This window comes from Streptococcus sp. A11, assembly GCF_043674225.1.
GTDB classification, from domain to species: Bacteria; Bacillota; Bacilli; order Lactobacillales; family Streptococcaceae; genus Streptococcus; species Streptococcus suis_V.
This window is the reverse complement of sequence record NZ_JBIMJS010000012.1, coordinates 51,922-72,666: the sequence shown is the minus strand read 5'-3', so window position 1 is coordinate 72,666 and position 20,745 is coordinate 51,922. Positions and strand designations below refer to the sequence as shown.

The 20,745-nt window shown below is 43.4% G+C and carries 19 protein-coding genes and 1 pseudogene; 5 read left to right on the top strand and 15 right to left on the bottom strand.

Annotation, left to right across the window (positions count from 1 at the left end):
* Nucleotides 1–60: 60 nt before the first annotated feature.
* From ACHBIF_RS08035 to yycF, 10 genes are all read right to left on the bottom strand, one after another.
* The gene (locus tag ACHBIF_RS08035; RefSeq protein WP_394719780.1) at nt 61–735 is read right to left on the bottom strand and encodes an ABC transporter ATP-binding protein; all 675 of its coding nucleotides are present in this window, start codon (nt 733–735) and stop codon (nt 61–63) included.
* 9 nt (nt 736–744) lie between these two features.
* Nucleotides 745–1,818, bottom strand: coding sequence for an ABC transporter permease (locus tag ACHBIF_RS08030; RefSeq protein ID WP_394719778.1), 1,074 nt, complete (start codon nt 1,816–1,818; stop codon nt 745–747).
* A gap of 2 nt (nt 1,819–1,820) precedes the next feature.
* Nucleotides 1,821–2,201 (bottom strand): OsmC family protein, encoded by a 381-nt coding sequence (locus ACHBIF_RS08025; RefSeq protein WP_394719776.1) that lies wholly within the window; start codon nt 2,199–2,201, stop codon nt 1,821–1,823.
* A 92-nt stretch (nt 2,202–2,293) separates the two neighbouring features.
* On the bottom strand, nt 2,294–3,340 hold the full coding sequence (locus ACHBIF_RS08020; RefSeq protein WP_394719774.1) for a D-alanine--D-alanine ligase: 1,047 nt from the start codon (nt 3,338–3,340) through the stop codon (nt 2,294–2,296).
* 82 nt (nt 3,341–3,422) lie between these two features.
* Nucleotides 3,423–4,019, bottom strand: a complete 597-nt coding sequence (gene recR, locus ACHBIF_RS08015; protein WP_105110797.1) for a recombination mediator RecR — start codon at nt 4,017–4,019, stop codon at nt 3,423–3,425.
* An 8-nt stretch (nt 4,020–4,027) separates the two neighbouring features.
* Entirely contained in the window at nt 4,028–6,115 is a 2,088-nt protein-coding gene (gene pbp2b / locus ACHBIF_RS08010) for a penicillin-binding protein PBP2B (RefSeq protein ID WP_394719771.1), read from the bottom strand.
* A gap of 78 nt (nt 6,116–6,193) precedes the next feature.
* Nucleotides 6,194–7,579 (bottom strand): ABC-F type ribosomal protection protein Vga(F), encoded by a 1,386-nt coding sequence (gene vga(F), locus ACHBIF_RS08005; RefSeq protein ID WP_394719769.1) that lies wholly within the window; start codon nt 7,577–7,579, stop codon nt 6,194–6,196.
* 509 nt (nt 7,580–8,088) lie between these two features.
* Nucleotides 8,089–8,892 carry an MBL fold metallo-hydrolase gene (locus tag ACHBIF_RS08000; RefSeq protein WP_172003115.1) on the bottom strand — a complete coding sequence of 268 codons (804 nt, stop codon included), beginning with the start codon at nt 8,890–8,892 and terminating at the stop codon, nt 8,089–8,091.
* Nucleotides 8,893–8,898: 6 nt separating this feature from the next.
* Complete coding sequence (gene vicK, locus ACHBIF_RS07995) at nt 8,899–10,248, bottom strand: cell wall metabolism sensor histidine kinase VicK (protein ID WP_394719766.1); 1,350 nt, start codon at nt 10,246–10,248, stop codon at nt 8,899–8,901.
* On the bottom strand, nt 10,241–10,945 hold the full coding sequence (gene yycF, locus ACHBIF_RS07990; protein WP_105122701.1) for a response regulator YycF: 705 nt from the start codon (nt 10,943–10,945) through the stop codon (nt 10,241–10,243). Before yycF ends, vicK begins: the two co-directional genes overlap by 8 nt.
* A 191-nt stretch (nt 10,946–11,136) precedes the next feature.
* On the opposite strand from yycF, the gene ACHBIF_RS07985 reads away from it, so the two are divergent.
* The 4 genes from ACHBIF_RS07985 to ACHBIF_RS07970 all read left to right on the top strand — a co-directional run bounded on the left by ACHBIF_RS07985 (nt 11,137) and on the right by ACHBIF_RS07970 (nt 14,425).
* A complete protein-coding gene (locus tag ACHBIF_RS07985; RefSeq protein WP_105110792.1) occupies nt 11,137–11,898 on the top strand; it encodes an amino acid ABC transporter ATP-binding protein in 762 nt (253 codons plus the stop codon).
* Nucleotides 11,899–11,907: 9 nt separating this feature from the next.
* Nucleotides 11,908–12,747 carry a transporter substrate-binding domain-containing protein gene (locus ACHBIF_RS07980; RefSeq protein ID WP_105110791.1) on the top strand — a complete coding sequence of 280 codons (840 nt, stop codon included), beginning with the start codon at nt 11,908–11,910 and terminating at the stop codon, nt 12,745–12,747.
* 308 nt (nt 12,748–13,055) lie between these two features.
* Entirely contained in the window at nt 13,056–13,754 is a 699-nt protein-coding gene (locus ACHBIF_RS07975; RefSeq protein WP_394719763.1) for an amino acid ABC transporter permease, read from the top strand.
* An 11-nt stretch (nt 13,755–13,765) separates the two neighbouring features.
* A complete protein-coding gene (locus tag ACHBIF_RS07970) occupies nt 13,766–14,425 on the top strand; it encodes an amino acid ABC transporter permease (protein ID WP_105110789.1) in 660 nt (219 codons plus the stop codon).
* A gap of 46 nt (nt 14,426–14,471) precedes the next feature.
* Here ACHBIF_RS07970 and ACHBIF_RS07965 read toward each other — a convergent pair whose 3' ends face one another.
* The 3 genes from ACHBIF_RS07965 to ACHBIF_RS07955 form a co-directional block, all read right to left on the bottom strand.
* Nucleotides 14,472–15,323 (bottom strand): hypothetical protein, encoded by an 852-nt coding sequence (locus ACHBIF_RS07965; protein WP_153056039.1) that lies wholly within the window; start codon nt 15,321–15,323, stop codon nt 14,472–14,474.
* A gap of 176 nt (nt 15,324–15,499) precedes the next feature.
* Entirely contained in the window at nt 15,500–16,546 is a 1,047-nt protein-coding gene (locus ACHBIF_RS07960) for a zinc-binding dehydrogenase (protein WP_167785291.1), read from the bottom strand.
* 21 nt (nt 16,547–16,567) lie between these two features.
* Nucleotides 16,568–17,119, bottom strand: coding sequence for a DapH/DapD/GlmU-related protein (locus ACHBIF_RS07955; protein WP_394719786.1), 552 nt, complete (start codon nt 17,117–17,119; stop codon nt 16,568–16,570).
* Nucleotides 17,120–17,289: 170 nt separating this feature from the next.
* Here ACHBIF_RS07955 and ACHBIF_RS07950 point away from each other — a divergent pair, with 170 nt between their 5' ends.
* Nucleotides 17,290–18,165, top strand: coding sequence for a LysR family transcriptional regulator (locus ACHBIF_RS07950; protein WP_394719760.1), 876 nt, complete (start codon nt 17,290–17,292; stop codon nt 18,163–18,165).
* Nucleotides 18,166–18,269: 104 nt separating this feature from the next.
* Here the strand turns inward: ACHBIF_RS07950 and thrS are convergent, their stop codons facing one another.
* Together thrS and ACHBIF_RS07940 are read right to left on the bottom strand one after the other, a co-directional pair.
* Nucleotides 18,270–20,222 (bottom strand): threonine--tRNA ligase, encoded by a 1,953-nt coding sequence (gene thrS / locus ACHBIF_RS07945; RefSeq protein ID WP_394719758.1) that lies wholly within the window; start codon nt 20,220–20,222, stop codon nt 18,270–18,272.
* A 13-nt stretch (nt 20,223–20,235) separates the two neighbouring features.
* Nucleotides 20,236–20,604 (bottom strand): annotated as a pseudogene (locus ACHBIF_RS07940) (MazG-like protein).
* Nucleotides 20,605–20,745 lie beyond the last annotated feature (141 nt).

Below are 20,745 nucleotides of genomic sequence, written 5' to 3'. Positions count from 1 at the left end.
GCTAGCTCCTAGTAAAGCTTAACAAATGGATAACTTCAATTTCACCTTTCTGGTCTCACATCATTGACAAAGGTACAGGGTAAGAACGCCGTCTTTCATCTCGTAGACATTATCGCATTTTTCAATCATACGCTGGTCATGGGTCACCATGATGATAGACTTTTTCCGCTCCTTGCTCTCTTTGGCCAAAAGATTCACCACTTCAAAGGCCCGGTCACTATCTAGGCTGGCTGTCGGTTCATCAGCAAGAATCAAGGCAGGATCATTGTAGAGTGCACGTGCAATAGCCACCCGCTGCCGTTCTCCGCCTGACAAATCCTTAGGGAACTTGTTTTTGAGATGTTCCACACCCAATTCAGATAGAAGTTCGTTTCGCTTGCTCGGATCAGCTTTCTTATTGACCTTATCAACCAAGGTTAATTGTTTTTCGACTGTTAAAAATGGGATCAAATTGGAAGCCTGCAAGACAAAACCAATGTCCTTATAGCGCAATTTGGCCCGTTTTTTCTCTGGCAAATCAGAATAATCTTCTTGGTTAATGAGAACACGGCCAGCTGTCGGTGTTTGCAGACCACCTGCCAGGGTTAGAAAGGTAGATTTTCCCGAACCAGACGGCCCGATAATAGCCACAAATTTCCCCTCTTCAATAGAGAAATTGGTCGGCTTGAGGGCGGTGATAGTCTGACTTCCGTCCTGGAAGGTTTTACTTATATTTTCAAAAATCAATGTTTTCATATCAACCTCCTAGGATAGATTTTTCAACGGGTCGACCTTGAAGATCGAGCGAATAGAGAAACTTGCCCCCAGTAAAGCAAAGACAATCAGAGCAGCCCCAATAGTCAGATAGAAGGTCCAATTGTTTTCAAATGGCACAGCGCTTGGCAAACCTAAGGAAGACAAGTAGGTTCCAGCCAGACCAATGACTGTCCCAAAACCTGCCAGCAGGAAGGTTTGAGATAACACAGATCTTGAAATATAGGCATTTGACAGACCTTGGATTTTCATAAGCCCGAAAATCGGAGACTTTTGGGTTGTCAACACAAAGATGAAAATACCAATCACAATGGCTGAAATCACAATCAAAAAGCCAATCATAAAGCCGAAGGTCATATTTTGCGCCTTATAGCCTGGCAAATTCTCAATAAAATCAGCGGTGGCAACATTTTCCAAATCTGCTGGAAACTTATCTGCTGCACCTCGAACAATGATCGCACTGGCCAGCTTACTAGAGACCTGCTGATCGTTACCCTGCATGAGATCACCAAAGGCTTCCAAGTCCATATAGACCACCGGAGCTACACCGAAGTAAGCCTTGTCCGTATAGCCAACAATGGTCACTTTTTCATCCGTACCAGATAGATAAATCTCATCTCCTAGACCAAATCCCTCAACCTGAGCTAGATTTTGCTCGACAACAATCTCTCCAGCTTTTTCATAGAGACGGCCTTGGACAATATTGGGCTCTAAGAAACTATCAGCCTCAACCGCAAAGATATTGACTTTTTCCTTGTCATCCGAACTGGCATCTTCCTTAACATAGGCGACACCAGCCTGTTGGCGGATGAGAGCCTTCTGGTCTGCCTCCACTTTGTCAATCAACTGAGCATCGATTTTTGAGGCTGTTATCAGACGATTGGCTTCCGAGGATACCAAGACAGAATCTGCCTGCCACTTGTCCACCGCAGTACGGTTTTCCTGCATGAGACCATAGGCCAGGCCTGTCAGGAAAAAGACAAGATAAGAAATCAAGATTAAGAGCCCTAAAATCAGGCCGTAGCGCAGCTTGTTTTGCCGCATTTCTTCAATCGCTAAAAACACTTTTATTCCACACTTTCTAAGACCACAAAGGTTGTGTTGATGGTCAAGTCCTCTCTCAAAAGAACCTTGACATTGCACTTCTTGTCCACGTAGGTTAGGATAGCCGCCTGCTTTTCACTTGAGACCGCCTCAGCAATGGCGATAGTCAAGTCAAAACGGTCATTTTCTAACTGACTTTCCACCTGGACAGACATGGTTTTATTATTTTCTTGGCTGGCATAATAGCCTTGTACACACATGGTCACGCAGGCCGCTAGGGCAATATTGACCAGACTGACAGGTGTCTCGCCTTTCTCAGTCACCCCAAAGCTTGTAATAGGATTTCCGTATCCAGCCGACGTCGCTTGAAAAAGAGCATCCCCCTTGACTTTCGTTTGATACATAACTTTCCTCCATACATATACATATCATTGTAGACCATTCTGAAAGCCATTGCAAGAAAAAAGATTGGAGCATTCCAACCTTTCTCACTGCCTTAAATCAAATGGCTTTCTCGTTTGTCAAACATTTCCTTGGCTAGGCTAACCAGCTCTTCAATCAAGTCTGGATAAGCCAAGCCCATATTGTCCCAAAGCAGGGGATACATGGACCACTGGGTAAATCCTGGCATGGTATTGAGCTCATTGAGGAAAATGTCGCCTTCTTCTGTCAAGAAGAAATCACAACGGGACAGTCCGCAACCACCGATGGCACGGAAGGCCTTGGCGGCATTGTCACGCATGACATCCATGATAGCTTCGTCAATCTTAGCTGGGATGTCCATGGTAATCTTGTTATCAATGTACTTGGCATCGTAGTCGTAAAAAGCAACGTCCTTGACCACTTCACCAGGCAGGGTCGTTTTCACGTCAGCATTTCCCAAAAGCCCAACCTCAATCTCACGAGCAGTTACCCCTTGCTCAATGAGAATACGGCTGTCATATTTGATTGCAAGCGCAATAGCAGAGCGGAGTTCAGCCTCGTTCTCAGCCTTGCTGATGCCGACTGAAGAGCCCATGTTGGCTGGCTTGATAAAGACCGGGAAATGCAGTTTTGTCAGGGTTTCAGCGATGGCCTCCTCCAAATCCTCACCTTCAAAGTAGGTCGTGTAGGCTACCTGGGCAATCCCTGCTGACTCCAGCACGCGCTTTGTCGTAATCTTGTCCATGGCAACGCTTGACGCCAAGATATTGGTCCCCACATAAGGCATTTTCAGAACTTCTAGGAATCCTTGAATAGAACCGTCTTCACCCATAGGGCCGTGAAGAACAGGGAAAACGACTGCGTTTTCTTCATAAATATCACTCGGACGAATTTTTTGCTCTTCAACAATTGTCGCGTTTGTCATGAGTTTTTCATCGGCAGACGGTGTTTGAGAAAACTCTTGCGTCTTTACAAAGTCACCAGTTTGCGTGATGAAATAGGTTTTGACAAAAAATTTATCATAATTGATGGCACGCATGACGCTTTCGGCAGACAGAACGGATACTTCACGCTCTGCTGATCGGCCACCGTATAGTAAAATCAAGGTTTCTTTTGACATATTTTTTCCTTTTCTAATTCGAAAACATCTATGCTAAGTATAACATAGTTTTTATCTGATCGGCAGAACGAGGACTAATATACTATAATTCTGTCCTGTTCTCGATGGCACGCAGGAGGGTAACTTCATCCGCGTATTCGATATCGCTTCCGACTGCCAAGCCTCTCGCCAAGCGAGTAACCTTGATTCCCGCTGGTTTGAGGACTCGTGAGATATACATGGAAGTTGCCTCCCCATCTGCTGTCGCATTGGTCGCTACAATCACCTCTGTCACCTCATTTTCCATCAGGCGGGTCAGTAGAGTTTTCAAGTTAATATCGTCTGGTCCAATGCCATTCATAGGGGAAATCAATCCTTGCAAGACATGGTAGAGACCGTGGTATTCTTGGATATTTTCCAAGGCTGTCACATCTCGACTGTCTTCTACAATTAAAATGGTCGACTGGTCACGACTGGTATCTTGACAAATGCCACAAGGATCCTGGTCTGTCAAATTACCGCAAATGGAACAATAAGCTAAATCCCTCTTGGCCGCCAGGAGATTTTTAGCAAATTCGTTAACCACATCATCTTCCATACCGATGGTATAAAAAGCCAGTCTCGTAGCTGTCTTAATACCAATACCGGGTAATTTGGAATAACTGTCAATCAATTTAGCTATGGGAGTTGGGTAGAGCATAAGCCTCCTTAATTCATTGGGTAAAGTGAATTGTATAAATTAATAATTTCTGTCACAATAGTCATGCTAGCTGTGGAATTAAAATCTGTCAGATTTGGTAGAACAACTGCTACAGCAATTTTAGGATTAGCACTTGGGGCATAAGCTACGATATTGGTATTTACAGCACTTATAACCTGACCATTTCTATCCGTCGTAAATGTCTCTGCAGTACCTGTTTTGGCACTGATAGACACAGCAGCACCATTACTGATTTGACGCCCGGTATTAAAGCTACCACTTCCATTTGCTACCTGATAAAATCCCTGTTGTAGAATAGCCAAATCCTGTGCTGAGATAGCAACTTTATTGAGTTCCTGACTTGTCTTTTTCTCAATCAAATCACCTAATCCCCCATCTGAACTGTTCCCATAAATCCCCTCCACCAAGTGAGGAGCTACTCTAGTTCCATTATTGGCGATTGTCGCTACATATTGAGCCATCTGCATCGGTGTATAGTTATCAAACTGTCCAAATGCATTCGTAATAAAGTTTGCGGTGGAATATTCTTCTGGTAAGAAACCTGTTGATTCAAGCGGTAAGTCAATTCCTGTTGGAGCACCTAATCCATATTCCGCAAAAGTAGAACGAAGTTTTGTCATGGCATTTGTCAATGCATCTCCATCGTTCAAAAACATATTTGGCGAATAGGTTTGACCTAATAACCCCAAAGCAATTTTTACCATGTAAGCGTTTGAAGAATATTCCAGAGCCTCTGTCGCATCAATATTACTACCATAGGCCCCATACCAAGATGTAATTGGTGCTGAACCTGCAAAATAGATTGGTTCGTCTAACTGCACTTGATTGCCACTGATAACTCCATTTTCCCAACCAGATGAAATAGTTGCACCCTTGACAATAGAACCTGGAGTAAAGACGCTTGTGATAGTTCCAAGAGCATCCTCGGTAATACTACTTGTCCCCTTTTCATGTTTATAACCCGACATGGCCAGCACTGCACCAGTAGTCGGTTCTAAAGCTACAGCATATACACCATCTGAATAGAGTGCGCTTCCGGTTGATAACTCACTTTCAAAGTATTTCTTCAATATGGCATTGACACCATCTTGGAAAGCCAAATCAATGGTCAACTGGATATTATTTCCTTTTTGACCTTCTTGGATTGTATCGATAGACTCGACATTTCCATTTCGATTGAGCTTGACTTCCTTGAGCTCTCGTTGTCCTTGTAAGACGCCTTCGTACTGCTTTTCAAGGTAGGCAGTTCCCACACGGTCGTTCAGATAATAGCCCTTGGCCAGATAATCTTCAGCATCTTCTGCAGGGAGACCAACCTGCTCCGTCGTCACCGTTCCAATAATCGAGGAAAGCGAGGTATCTTTGACAAGACGGTCCCAATTGGTCACTGTTGTAACCCCGGGCATGTCCTGCTCATGAGAAGCAATCAAGGCAATCTGTTCTGCATTGAGGGGCTGGGTTGCTAGGCGGACGGTCTCAAAAAAGCCAGCCTTGTTCATTTGGGTAAAGAGGTAGACAACCTTCTCTTCAGCCTCCGTCAATTGTAAATCTTTGGGGTCCAAGCTTTCTACGGCATTGGCATAAATTGTTCCTTCGCTCAGGAGGTTTCCATCGATACCGAACCGCTTCTCTCTTGGGAGCTCTGCGACAACCTTTTCATAGATATCTGTATCCGCCAAGAGGTAATCTGCCTTGTCCCGCTCCGACACACGAATATCCTCAGGTAAGGACACCCAGGCTACCAATTTTTCCGCAATATCCCGAATTCCTTTGGCAGTGATTTTATTTGACCGAGTAAAGGACACCACCTGGCTTAACTTATTTTCAACAAGCGGAAGACCTTTGGCATCATAAATCTGACCGCGGACCGAGCTTCTTGACACCACTTTTTGACTGGCAGTCTCTAATTTTTGGACATAAAAATCTTTATTGATTAGCTGCATATCCACTAAACGAGCAATCAGGACTGAAAACAGGAAGACGACAATGGCAAACAGCATGTTCAACCGCCTTGGGATAATCCTATCCTCTCGCCCCACTCGCGAAGGCAATTTATTCGACACATCGGACCTCATTCTAGAAAGTTTCTACTTATTATACCACAGGCGAAAAATATTTTTGAGACCCAACTGTCGATTCAAATAATATTTTCTCTATAAACGTTCAACAAGCTGACAATTCTCAACCAACCATTTTCTGTGCACAACACTCTCAACAAACCGCTGATCATGGGAAATCAGGAGGACACTTCCCTGGTATTCCTGCAAAAATTTCTCCAGAGCTTCGATGGCTGTAATGTCCAAATAGTTTGTCGGCTCATCTACTATCAAAAGATTGGCATCCGATAACAAGACCTTGGCCAAGGAAAGCCGAACACGTTCACCACCAGACAAATTGGCCACCTTCTGCTGGGCCTTGTCGTAAGAGAGTCCCAACATGCCCAATAAATTGAGAACCGTTACCCTATCTTGAAGCGATGTTGAGCTAGCATTCACAAAGGCTGTTTCTTCTTCGTTGAGACTTGTCAAATCCTGGGAGAAATAAGCAATTTTTAATTTTGGATTGTAGTAGCCTTCTAATTCTTTTGAAATCAGTTTCCGAACAAAACTTGTTTTTCCAGTACCATTTGACCCAACCAGAGCAAGTTTATCCCCAAAAGTCATACCAAGCTGAGGAAAATCAAATAAATACTTTTCCCCAATCCACAGCTGTCCATCCTGCAAGCGAAAGAGACTGTGAAGACCAGTATCCAAGGCACCTTTCGCTTCCATCTTTACCCACGTTTCCTTTCTAGGTTGTTCAACCTTTTCCAAACGCTCCATCCGTTTTTCTAAATGCTTGGCAGTCTTGGCCATAGACTTGGCTTGACTATCATAGGAACCCATCATAGCATTAACCTTCCACTCAGACGATGAAATACCTTTCTTTCTCTTCCCCATCTTCTGAGCCTTTGTCTGACGCTCTTGCTGGGCTTTTTTTAGTTGGGCAACTTTTTTCTGATAGGCTTCATAGGCCTCCTGCTGCCCTTCTCGTCTAGCCCGGCGACTTTCTACAAACGCCTCGTAATTTCCTAGATAAACCTGAACCTTTCCTTCTTCTAAATGCCAAATGTGACTGGCTATTTGATTGAGAAAATGCCGATCATGACTGACAACCAGTAGACTGCCACGATAGCGTTTGATTTGTTTGATCAGCTTTTCCTGGTGTTCATAGTCTAGGTTAGCTGTCGGTTCATCCATAATTAACAACTGCGGTCTTTGGGCAAAAGCCTCTTGAATAGACTTCCAAACTTGTTCCCCACCTGAAAGCGAGCTCCTTTCCTGTAACTGGGGTACATAGGCCCAGTCTGTTTTTACCTCAATCTGACCAGCAAAATCCCTATCCAGTCCTAGTAAGATTTTCAAAAAAGTAGACTTGCCAACACCATTATTTCCAACCAAACCAACCTTTTGACCAGCTTGAAGGCTCAACTGCTGGATTGTAAACAAACTACGTCCCGCAATTTCCTTCTCTAATTGAATACATTTCATTACTTCCATATAGACCTCTTTTCTTCAAAAAATAACACAAGAAAAAAGCCATGCAAAACATGACCTTTTCCAATGGAAAAAGTCACACGAATACTAAGCCCTTATGAGCTGTCTTATCCCTTGTGTAGTCATTTAGTTTATCTTTTATTACTTCGACGTAAGAGGAAACATCGTTTCCTTATTTCCAACTTCAAACACTCCACTGGATTGTTTGAACTCGCTTTGCCGTACTATGTAGAAGTAACTTGCTTGGCAAGTGCTATCTCCAACCTTGTACAGTCACTCGACTGTACAAGCAGCCTGCAGCTTTTGGTGCGAACATCATTCGCTCTATTTCCGACCTCCAACAGTCTATTCCTAGACTGTTGGAGCAAGTACTAAAAGTAAACAAAAAGACTAAATTATCAAATAATTGATTTTCAACAAGTTTTAAGAACGACTAATAAGCAGCTTAATTATTCATGTAACTTCACCTCACGTATTTTATATATTTATTCTAAACAAGTTCAATGAATTTGTCAAATCTTGGTCAATGGCGTCGCTGTATCTGGCGAGGTATCATAGACCTGGAAATCCACTCCAACTCCTAAATCAGCCTGCGCCAACTGATTAACCATGGTCATGTGAGCCAATTCCTTGATATTGTTTTCCTTTGATAAATGCCCTAGGTAAATCTTTTTGGTCCGATTTCCTAGTGAGCGAATCATGGCATCCGCACCATCCTCGTTACAAAGGTGCCCCTTATCAGACAAAATCCGTTGTTTGAGGTTCCAAGAGTAAGAACCCGAACGTAAGATTTCGACATCATGATTGGATTCTATCAAATAAGCATCAGCATTGGCTACAATCCCTGCCATCCGATCGCTGACATAACCTGTATCCGTCAGCATGACAAAGGACTTGTCATCCTTCATAAAGCGATAAAATTGCGGACAGGCCGCATCATGACTGACACCAAATGACTCTATATCTAGGTCACCAAAAGTCTTCATGGCACCCAATTCAAAGATATGTTTTTGAGCCACATCAATCTTACCCAACTTGCTCTCCATAGCCTGCCAGGTCAATTCATTGGCATAAATATCCATACCATATTTACGAGCTAAAACACCAATACCATGGATGTGATCACTATGTTCATGCGTCACTAGAATGGCATCAATGTCTTCTGGCTTGCGGTCAATTTCTGCTAATAGACTGGTAATTTTTTTCCCAGATAAACCCGCATCCACCAAGATTTTCTTCTGATCCGTTTCCAGATAAAAGCAATTTCCACTGGAACCAGAAGCTAAAATACTGTAATTAAAACCTTTTCCTATCATGCTCTCCTATTCTTCCTCATCTGAATCATCCCAATCATCCAAGGCAATATCCTTGCTATATGGTAAAACAATTGTAAATGTTGAACCGTGTCCATATTCTGACTTAGCCCAAATAAAACCCTTATGCTGTTTCACAATTTCCTTGGCAATGGCTAAGCCCAGACCTGTCCCCCCTTGGGACCGCGAACGTGCCTTGTCCACCCGGTAAAATCGGTCAAAAATCTTAGGCAAATCAGCCTTGGGAATTCCCAACCCTTGGTCAGAGATGGAGACAATCAGCTGACTGTCCGTAGTCTTCATACTGAAAGTGATTTTGCCCCCATCTGGCGAATACTTGATTGCATTATTCAGGATATTGTCCAAAACCTGGGTCATCTTGTCCGTATCAATTTCTATCCAAATCGGACTAATCTGATAGTCTCGCACAATCGAATAAATCTTCTCAGAATCTGAATTCTTCATCTGATCAAAACGGTTGAGAATAAAGGTGACAAAGGCCGTGAAGTTAATCAATTCTAGATTCAACTCACCGACTTGATTGTCAAAACGTGACAGGCTCAGGAGATCCGTAATCATCCTCATCATGCGGTTGGTCTCATCTAGAGAAACCTTGACAAAGCTTGGAGCCACCGTTTCTGTAATAGCACCCTCGTCCAAGGCTTCTAGATAAGACTTGACAGATGTTAGAGGTGTCCGCAACTCGTGGCTAACATTAGATACAAAGAGCCGCCGCTCCCGCTCTTCCTTGGCCTGCTCAGTCATATCATGCAGGACAATAACCAGACCAGAAATCAAGCCACTTTCGCTCCGAATGGTCGCAAAATTTGCCCGAAGTGTCAGAAATTCCTGGTTTTCATTGGTGTGCTCAAGCACAATTTCCGGTGTCTGAGCCAGCAATTCACGAAAACTGTATTCCTCCTGGAGGTCCAAAACATCCAAGATATCTGATTGCGTCGCCTCCTGTACGCTCAGACCTAATTGTTTCTGGGCCATGTCGTTAATCATAATGATGCGCCCCATTCGATCGGTTGCCACAACACCATCACTCATATAAGACAAAATGGAACTGAGGCGTGTTTTTTCCTGTTCCAAATTATCATGCGTCAGGCGAATCATTTCAGACAAATCGTTCAAGGAGTTGGTCATATCCGTAATTTCCGGACTACCTCTTAGATCCAGAACATCCGCATAATCCCCTTCCATGAGCGACTTAACACGTTCATTTAATTGTTTAATCTGCTTATTGTCCCGGTAATTCTCAATCAAGAGAACAGTAATGGCAATCACAAAGCCAATACTGATGGCAATAAACCAGAATTCCGAGGTCGTTATCAGGTAACGCAGTTGATTAATCATTGGCTTTTATAAAGTACCCGACGCCACGGCGGGTCAAGATGTATTCAGGGCGGCTTGGAATGTCTTCGATTTTCTCACGCAAACGACGAACCGTCACGTCGACCGTCCGGACATCACCAAAGTAATCATAGCCCCAAACTGTTTCCAGCAAGTGCTCGCGGGTCATGACTTGACCAATGTGTTGGGCCAGATGATAGAGCAGCTCGAACTCCCGGTGGGTCAATTCCAATTCCTTACCATGTTTTTTGGCAACAAAGGCATCGGGCAAAATCACCAGGTCTCCGATGACCAATTCCGCCTTGCCAGCCACAACAGGAATGGACTGGGTCTCTGTCAACTCGCTCCGGCGAAGCAGAGCCTTGACGCGGGCCTGCAATTCACGGTTAGAGAAAGGCTTGGTCACATAATCGTCCGCTCCAATTTCCAAGCCAATAACCTTGTCAAATTCGCTATCCTTGGCAGACAACATAATAATGGGCACATTGCTGGTTTTGCGAATGTTACGGGCCACTTCCAAACCATCCAACTCTGGCAACATCAAATCCAGAATGACAATGTCCGGAAACTCCGCTTCAAATACTTCTAAGGCCTCGCGACCATCAAAAGCTGTCACGACCTCATAGCCCTCACGGGTCATGTTAAATTTAATAATATCCGAGATGGGTCTCTCATCATCTACAACTAGAATTTTTTTCATATTACTTATACCTTTTATTTATTTCTTCTATTATATCATAACTTATCTGGAAAATTCATGTTTAAAATCTATCTCGCTGTTTTATGTTATATTTTCTAACATGTTGAAATCTTAAATTGTCAGAATATACTTGACATTTAATCTTTGCAATGATATGATGCTTAGTATCGCATTAGATAAAGGAGATTCTCATGTCATTAGTATCGTTTAAGAATGTTAATAAATATTACGGCGACTACCACGCCCTACGCAATATCAACTTAGAATTTGAACCAGGTCAGGTTGTTGTACTCCTCGGCCCTTCTGGTTCTGGAAAATCCACATTGATTCGTACCATCAATGGACTGGAGTCTGTAGAAGACGGTGAATTGGTGGTACATGGCCACACCGTATCTGGTTCATCTACCAAGGAACTAGTTGCTCTCCGCAAAGAGGTCGGCATGGTTTTCCAACATTTCAACCTCTATCCTCATAAGACAGTCCTAGAAAATGTTACCCTAGCCCCTATCAAGGTTTTGGGCATTGACAAGGCAGAAGCAGAGAAGACTGCGCAAAAATACCTAGAATTTGTAAACCTCTGGGACCGCAAGAACTCTTATCCAGCCATGCTTTCTGGTGGACAGAAGCAGCGTGTTGCTATCGCCCGTGGACTGGCTATGCACCCCGAACTCCTGCTCTTTGATGAGCCAACTTCTGCCCTTGACCCTGAAACCATCGGTGATGTTCTTGCAGTTATGCAAAAATTGGCCCGCGACGGCATGAACATGATTGTTGTAACCCACGAAATGGGCTTTGCCCGTGAGGTGGCTGATCGTATCATCTTCATGGCAGAGGGCGAGGTTTTGGTGGATACGACCGACGTCAATGGCTTCTTCGACAATCCAACAGAACCACGCGCCAAGCAGTTCCTCAGCAAGATTATCAATCACGAATCAGATAAGGTTAAGATCTAGGAGGTGCCTATGGATACAAAGAAAATCAATTTATTTTTCGCCATTCGGATGCTCTTGATTGGTGTGGTCCTCCTCTTTGCTTTCAGTCAAACCAAGGTGCAGACTGAAACTCCTGCTCAAGCTGTCAGCAGCGACCAGGTCCAGGCTATCATTGACCGTGGTGTTCTCCGTGTCGGCGTCAAACAAGACGTACCAAACTTTGGTTTTAAAAATCCAGACACTGGCGAATTTGAAGGAATGGAAATTGACATTGCCCGCAAAATTGCACAAGAACTGGGCGTAGATATCGAATTTACACCAGTTACAGCACAGACCCGTGGTCCACTTCTAGACAACGAGCAGGTCGACATGGTCATCGCGACTTTCACCATCACGGAAGAACGCAAACTCCTCTATAACTTTACCAGCCCTTACTATACAGACGCTGTCGGCTTCCTGGTTAATAAGGATTCTGGTATCAAGACCTTCAAGGATTTGGACGGTAAGAACATCGGGGTTGCCCAAGGCTCTATCACACGAAAACTAATTTCTGATTTAGCTGATAAGCACGGCATTTCCGTAACCTTCGCAGAATTGGGTTCCTATCCTGAACTCTCTGTTTCTCTCCGTGCCCATCGCACAGATGCCTTCTCAGTAGACCAGTCTATCCTGTCAGGCTATATCGGTTCCCAGTCTGAGCTCATGGACTTCAGCTTCTCAGCGTCAGACTACGGCATTGTGACTAAATTATCCAATAAAGACCTTAATGATTACTTAAACGGTCTCATCGAAACATGGACAGCGGATGGCAGTCTACAGGCTATCTACGATGCCAACGGACTCAAACCTGTCACTGAAACAGATGAATAGGGAGCGGGAAAGAACTCGACTAAGGGAAAGAGAGTTCGTCTGAACTCTCGAGTTTCTGGGTTCAGGCTAAAACGGTCTATTCCCAGACCGTTTTACTCCCTCCCCCGCACAGCTCCAAGGTTCGGGGAACCTTTGGAGGTTGGAAATTGAACGAACACAGTTCGTATCATTCGTTAGGGCTGGTTCGGAGCGTAAAACGCGAACGAAACCGCCAATCAACCATTGTGCTGAGATGCTGACTCGAACCACAGCAAGTGAGCCGAGACTCACATCCAACCACCTATACTACACACTAGAAAGGAACGGTTATGTTTGTTTTTGCAACTAGCCCCTATGCTTGGGAAAATTGGCTGAGCTACTTCAATGATTTTCCAGTCTTTTTCCAAGGCTTCCTCTTTACCCTAGCTATTTCTATCGGTGCCTTTATCACGGCCATGCTGCTAGGAATTCTCTTCGGTAGCCTATCATCCAGCAAGAAAAAATCACTCAAATTGTTGGCCCGTATTTATGTTGAATACTACCAAAACACACCACTCTTGGTGCAATTCATGATTGTCTATTACGGTCTGCCCTTGATTTCCAACTATGTGCTCATGCCATCTATCTATTGGACAGCGGTTATCTGTGTCGGGCTTTACCACGGTGCCTATATTGCCGAAGTTATCCGTGCAGGTATCGAGGCAGTACCGACTGGTCAGACTGAGGCTGCCCTATCTCAAGGCTTTACTGCCAGCGAGACTATGCGCATCATCATCTTGCCACAGGCTATACCAACCATTCTTCCACCATTAACCAACCAAGTGGTTAACTTGATTAAAAATACGGCCACGGTCGCTATTATCTCTGGTGCAGACATCATATTCATGACCAAGTCCTGGTCTGCCATGAATGCCAACTACATTCCAGCCTTTGCAGGCGCGGCCTTTCTCTACTTTATCATGTGTTTCCCAGTTGCTAGCTGGGGACGCCGGATTGAAGAGAAAAACAAGGCTGCCTTCAGTCATTAAGGAGGTCTATGATGAATACTATTTCAGAACTTCTCAAACCATCGACCTTCCAATTGCTCTGGTCTGGTTTGCAGCTAACTCTCTACATTTCAAGCATCTCTGTGGTCCTATCTGTCCTCTTCGGAATGATTTTGGCTATCATGCGAAATGGAAAAAATCCACTCTTCAAGTGGATTGCAACGATCTATATCGAATTTGTCCGTAACGTACCCAACCTGCTCTGGATTTTCACTGTTTTCTTGGTATTTCAGATGAAGTCAACGCCAGCTGGTATTACAGCTTTTACCATTTTCACGACCGCTGCTATGGCAGAAATCATCCGCGGTGGTCTCAATGCCATTGGTCCAGGTCAAACAGAGGCTGGTCTGGCGCAAGGATTCACACCTGTCCAGATTATGATTTATATCATCATGCCACAGGCCATTCGCAAGATGTTGCCAGCCATCATTTCACAAATCGTAACGGTCATCAAGGACACCAGTTTCCTCTATTCCGTTATTGCCCTCCAGGAACTCTTTGGCTCCAGCCAAATCCTCATGGGACGCTACTTTGAGGCCGAGCAGGTCTTTGCTCTCTATCTCATGGTTGCCCTCATCTACTTCCTCATCAACTTCGCCATTTCCAGCCTATCACGCTACGTGGCTAAGTCTTGGGCGAGCAGTATTGAATAAACGTTCCTCCCAGCCAGATGGTTGGGATTTTTTGTGTTTGTTACAACTATTTTAAGAATGAATGATGATGATCTTTTACCTTGATTGTTACGAAAAAACTTGTCGACTGCACTCCAGGTCTACGAAAACCAATTCTATAGGTTCCGTCTTCCACATTAGAATAGTCAAATGTTTCGACTTTCTGTTTTAAATCAGCTAGTAATTTATCTTCCTCTACTAAGTCGTTTTCTAAACCAAGGTCCTTCTTATTAAAAAATTCAACTTCGATTACCGCCATTTCTTCCTCCATGAGCCAGTCTAAATTAATATCATAAAAACCTGCAAAAGCCCGACCATTATAGCGATTTTCCTCTACCTTTTCATAAAACTTTATCAGTTTTTCATCCTGAGTTTCAAGCCTACCATCCACTTCAAACAAAGTGAAATCTTTTTCTTCCATCAATTTAAATATCTGCTGTGCCTGATTCAGTAAATATTTACCTCTCGGCTGATGCCACATAGCTTGGTCAACGATACCATCAAATTGATACAACATTCCACTTGGACTATCATCAAAATAGGCCGTCATATTTAGTAGTCCGTTTAATGCCTCCTGTCCTTCAATTCGGTTATTGACCAAAGTATCAGAGGATTGAAGTGTAATTGACTGACCATCTATAACCTCAGTATAATCATACTCTAAAACATCCCATGGGTTACCAATGGCAATAGGACGAAATTTTGTCAACTCCACCTTACCAGTGAAACCATATGACTCCATACCCTGTTCTAGCATCATCTGATACGATATCAATTCCTCTCGACTAGCCACTTTGGGACTAAAGAGCAGCAATAGACAAAGCAACAAAATGCCAAAGAAACCAATAATTCCTAATAAAAGACCTACAATAAACTTCATTATCCTTTTCATTTAAGCACCTCTTTCCTTGACTATTATACCAAAAAAGAAGTCCTTTCGGACTTCGCTGATTTACAAAATCATTCTGCTAGTTGATAGAAAGTGACTATGTTAAAGGACAAAATAGTGCTGATAATATTCCAGATTTCTGAGCGAATGAATTTATGAGATTACGGTTACTCAGAAACAATCAACATAGATTTAATCACTTTACGGTCCGCCATATCTTGATAGGCTTGGTTAATTTCACTGAAATCATAGGTATTTGTGAAAACTTTACCAGGGTTAATCCTTCCATCCAAGACGGCTTCGAGTAATTCATTTTTGACATAGGTAGTGACCGATGCTGAACCACCGCCGAAGGAAATATTCTGTGCAAACGTCGAGCCAATCGGACGGTTATTGTAGTGAGGGATACCAACATAGCCGATACGACCGCCATTATGAAGGACCCCCAGTGCCTGTTCAATAGAAGATTCTGTACCAACGCACTCAAGGGCAGCATCCGCTCCTCCACCTAAAATTTCACGCACCTTTGCAATACCTTCCTCACCACGTTCAGCAACAACAGCAGTTGCACCCAGTTGAAGGGCTAATTTCTGACGATCTTCATAACGGCTCATCATAATGATTTGAGATGCACCTCGCATTTTAGCAGCAATAACGGCACATTGACCGACAGCGCCATCTCCAATCACAACGACCCTGTCGCCTTGTTTCACTTGTGCTACCCTCGCAGCATGATATCCTGTAGGCATGACATCTGCCAAGGCCAGTAAAGACTTCAGCAGATCTTCTGAGTAATCAGATGGCTGACCAGGTACTTTAATTAGTGCCCAGTTCGCATAGTGAAAACGTAGGTATTCTGCCTGGTAACCGTTTCCCCAGTTGGTCGGAGCTACATGATTATCACAAGTGCCGTCAAATCCAGCACGGCAGGCATCGCACTCACCACAACCATGCGTAAAGGGTACAATGACAAAATCTCCGGGATGAATATCTGTCACTTCGGGACCAACTTCTTCAACTATACCTAGTGCCTCGTGTCCAGAATTGACAGAATGACCTTCTTTAACATCCCCATGTGAGTATGACCAGAGGTCCGAGCCGCAAACACAGGCACGGACAATTTTTATAATGGCGTCATCCGGTGCTTGAATCGTTGGTCTATTAACCTCTTCGATAATCATTGACCCAGCTTTTTCAAAAATAGCAGTTTTCAATTTAATATTTCCTTCCAAAAATTAATGATTGGTATTTATAATTTTAGCAGGTACACCTGCAACAGTTGTATTATCAGGAACATCCTTTGTCACAACACTTCCAGCCCCTACTATAGCATTTTCACCAACCGTCACACCTGGTAATATAGTTGCTCCCGCACCTATCCAAGCATTGTTCTTAATATGGACGGATTTCAAAATTAAGCCCCGTCGCTGTGATGATTCTTGAGGGTGATTAACTGAGATAATCATAGCACGAGGACCAATCAAGACCTTGTCCTCAATAACAATCCCACCTAAATCTGTCATCATCACATCCGTATTGATAAAAACTTCCTTACCAATGGAAATATGGCGTCCGAAATCCGTTCGGAAAGGCAATGCAATTGACGTTGTATCATCCAACTTCTTACACATGATTTTTTCCAGCAAGTCACGTTTACTCGCTTCGCTTTGGACTTCTGTATTCAATTTTTCTATAAGCGGTAAGGTTTCAGCAGTAATTTCGTGAATAAGTTCGTAAACAATGTCTCCTTTTTTAATGATTTCTCCTGTTTCAATGAACGATTTAATTTCTTGATGCATACTTCATACCTTATTTTAGTTACTGTTTCCTTTCCTGTTTTCTTTAGATATTTTATTACAAACACAACCCATAATCAAATACTTGTTTTATGTTCTATGTATGCCTATGAGGCATATATTGTGGTATAATAATTCTAAAAAATCACTAGGAGCTAGTAATGGATATCCGTGTTCTTAATTACTTTGTCACAATCGTACAAACCAAATCTATATCTAATGCCGCCAAGGCCTTGCATATCACACAGCCAACCCTTTCTCGACAAATTCGAGACTTGGAAACAGAATTAGAAACTCAGCTTTTCGATCGTGGTAGCCGAGAAATTCAGATAACCGAAGACGGGCGTTACCTTTACAATCGCGCCATAGAAATTCTATCCTTAGTCAATAAAACAGAAAATAACATCCGTAGAAACGATGGTATTTCGGGTGAACTTAGTATTGGAGCCGCGGAAAGTCAATCTCTGGATATCATGGCACGAGCCGTTAAAAAATTGACCACTACCTATCCAGAAGTTAAAGTACACATTCTTAGTGGTAACGCTGACTATGTACAAGAATATTTAGACCAAGGCAATATTGATATCGGTATAACCTTTGGTTCTTTTGATGAAAGTAAATATAATCACTTACCTCTTCCAAATAGAGATTCTTGGGGGATACTTGTTCCAAAAAATCATCCCTTAGCCACTCTTCAGACCCCAAAACTTCATGATGTAATCAAATATCCACTGATAGTATCTGCTCAGCCCAACATCACCTTTGAAGAACTAGATAAAGTTGGTGATTATCGCATTGTTGCAACTTATAATCTTCTATATAATGCTGCCCTTCTTGTCAAAGCAGGTGTTGGTGTTGCACTTTGCTTGAACGGCATTGTCCTGACTGATGAATATAGCCAACTAAAATTTATAAAATTACAAGAAGGTAACCATGACCCTCTACAAGTTCTCTGGAAAAAACAAAACAATCAATCCCGGGTCGCCAATAAGTTTTTAAAAATTTTAAAAGAAATTTCTGAATCGAATGTCCAGTAAAATGACAATCAGCTTTCTAAAGAAATCTAGTCTATTCTATTTTGACAACTTGGGAGTTTTTCGCTGTCAAAAAAGAAGCCCTTTCGGACTTCTCCTTATAATTATTATTCAGCTGTTTCAGCTGGACGTGATTTGCGAGCAATATCTGCTAGGATATGGTCCACAAATTCTGATACAGACTGAGTTTGTGTTGCCTTACTTCCGTAGCGACGAACGTTGACAGCGTTGTCTTCCATTTCCTTGTCACCGACGATAAGCTGGTATGGGATCTTGCCGGTCTGGCTCTGACGGATCTTGTATTGCATCTTCTCGTTACGTTCATCCACGTGTACTCGAACGCCACGGTCTTGCAATTCTTTTGCAACCTTCCAAGCGTAATCCAAGTGAGCTTCCACAGAGATCGGAATCATAGTCACTTGGGTTGGAGCCAACCAGGTTGGGAAGGCACCCTTGTAGGTTTCAATCAAGATTGCAGTGAAGCGTTCCATAGTCGAGATGACACCACGGTGAATCATGACTGGGCGGTGCTCCTCACCGTCAGCACCGATATAGGTCAGACCAAAGCGTTCTGGCAAGAGGAAGTCCAACTGAATGGTTGACAGTGTCTCCTCATTACCTAAGGCAGTTCTCACCTGGATATCCAATTTTGGACCGTAAAAGGCTGCTTCCCCCTCTGCCTCGAAGTAGTCCACGCCCATTTCATCCATAGCACCTTTCAACATACGCTGGGCATTTTCCCACATCTCATCATTGTCATAGTACTTCTCTTTGTCCTCTGGGTCACGATATGACAGGCGGAAACGATAGTCGTTTAGGTTGAAATCTGCGTACACATCGATAATCAACTGGAGAGCTTTTTTAAACTCTTCTTGGATTTGCTCAGGTGTGACGAAAATATGACCGTCGTTAAGTGTCATCTCACGTACTCGTTGCAAACCTGTAAGAGCACCAGATTTCTCATAGCGGTGCATCATACCAAGCTCAGCGATACGCACTGGCAATTCACGGTAAGAACGCACATGGTTTTTATAAACTTGAATGTGGTGCGGACAGTTCATCGGACGAAGCACAAACTCCTCACCGTCACCCATGTCCATAGTTGGGAACATATCTTCATGGTAATGCTCCCAGTGACCTGAGGTCTTGTAGAGTTCGACAGAAGCCAAAGGTGGCGTATAAACGTGCTGGTAACCTGAAGCCAATTCCTTGTCTGTGATGTAACGCTCCAAGGTACGACGGATAGTCGCTCCATTTGGCAACCAGAATGGCAAACCTTGACCAACTTCTTGGCTAATCATGAAAAGATCCAATTCCTTACCAAGTTTACGGTGGTCACGCTCTTTGGCCTCTTCACGCATTTGCAGGTATGCTTTGAGATCTTTTTTGTCAAACCAAGCTGTACCATACACACGTTGCATCATTGGATTTTCGCTCTTACCACGCCAGTAAGCACCTGCCACGTTGAGCAATTCAAAAATCTGGATACGACCTGTTGACGGAACGTGTGGCCCACGGCAGAGGTCAACGTATTCGCCTTGGGTATAGATGGTCAAACCGCCCTCGTCATCCGAGTGTTCTTGAATCAATTCCAACTTGTAAGGATCATTTTTGAAAATTTCAAGGGCTTCTTCCTTAGTTACCTCACGACGTTCTGAGGGGAAATTTTCTTTGACAATTTTAGCCATTTCTTCCTGAATACGTGGCAGGTCTTCATTTGAAATCTGACCTGCTGCATTGTCCGTATCATAGTAGAAACCATCCTGAATAGCAGGACCAACCCCCAACTTGATGTCTGGGAAAAGACGACGAGCCGCTTGGGCAAAGAGATGGGCTGCTGAGTGACGCAAGATGTCCAAGGCATCCTCGTGGTCAGGCGTTACGATTTCAAGCGCGCCATCCTCTTCAATAGCACGGGTGGTGTCAATCAGTTTACCATTAAACTTACCAGCAAGAGCTTTTTTAGCCAAAGACTTGCTGATGCTCTCAGCAATTTCAAAAGTTGTCACGCCAGCTTGGTACTCACGAACAGCACCATCTGGGAAAGTAATTTTAAGCATATTTATCTCCTTTTTATTTATTTTTAATCCCTAATAACTCTTCTTTTTGAGTTAAAAAGGTTTCCATTTCTTTTTGAATATCAATATCCAGGCGGTCAGCCAGTTCAATCAACCACCAGATATTTTCGGCCATTTTATGCTCCAAGGTATAAGGCGTTTCATCATAGTAACGACCCTGCTTGGTCAAAATCAGGCGGTTCATATTGCCAATATCATTGGTCAAAGCCAAGAGGTCTTTATTTTAAGTTGTTGAGCTGAAACAGTCTATCCCCAGACTGTTTCACTCCTCAATGGACCACTCTTTGTCGTGGTGCTTGAGTTCCAACTCTCTGTAAGCACGACGCACATCTTGACATCGTCTTAATAAATCATCAGGTAGCATCATTCCTCCTCCAAAAAAACACGACGCCCTCAAAAAAAGGACGTCGCAACGTGGTTCCACCTTCATTCGCAGTCACGCAAAAAAGCCTGACTACCTTAGATTGGCGATAAGGGAGCCACCCTTTTATGTTTGCATAAAATC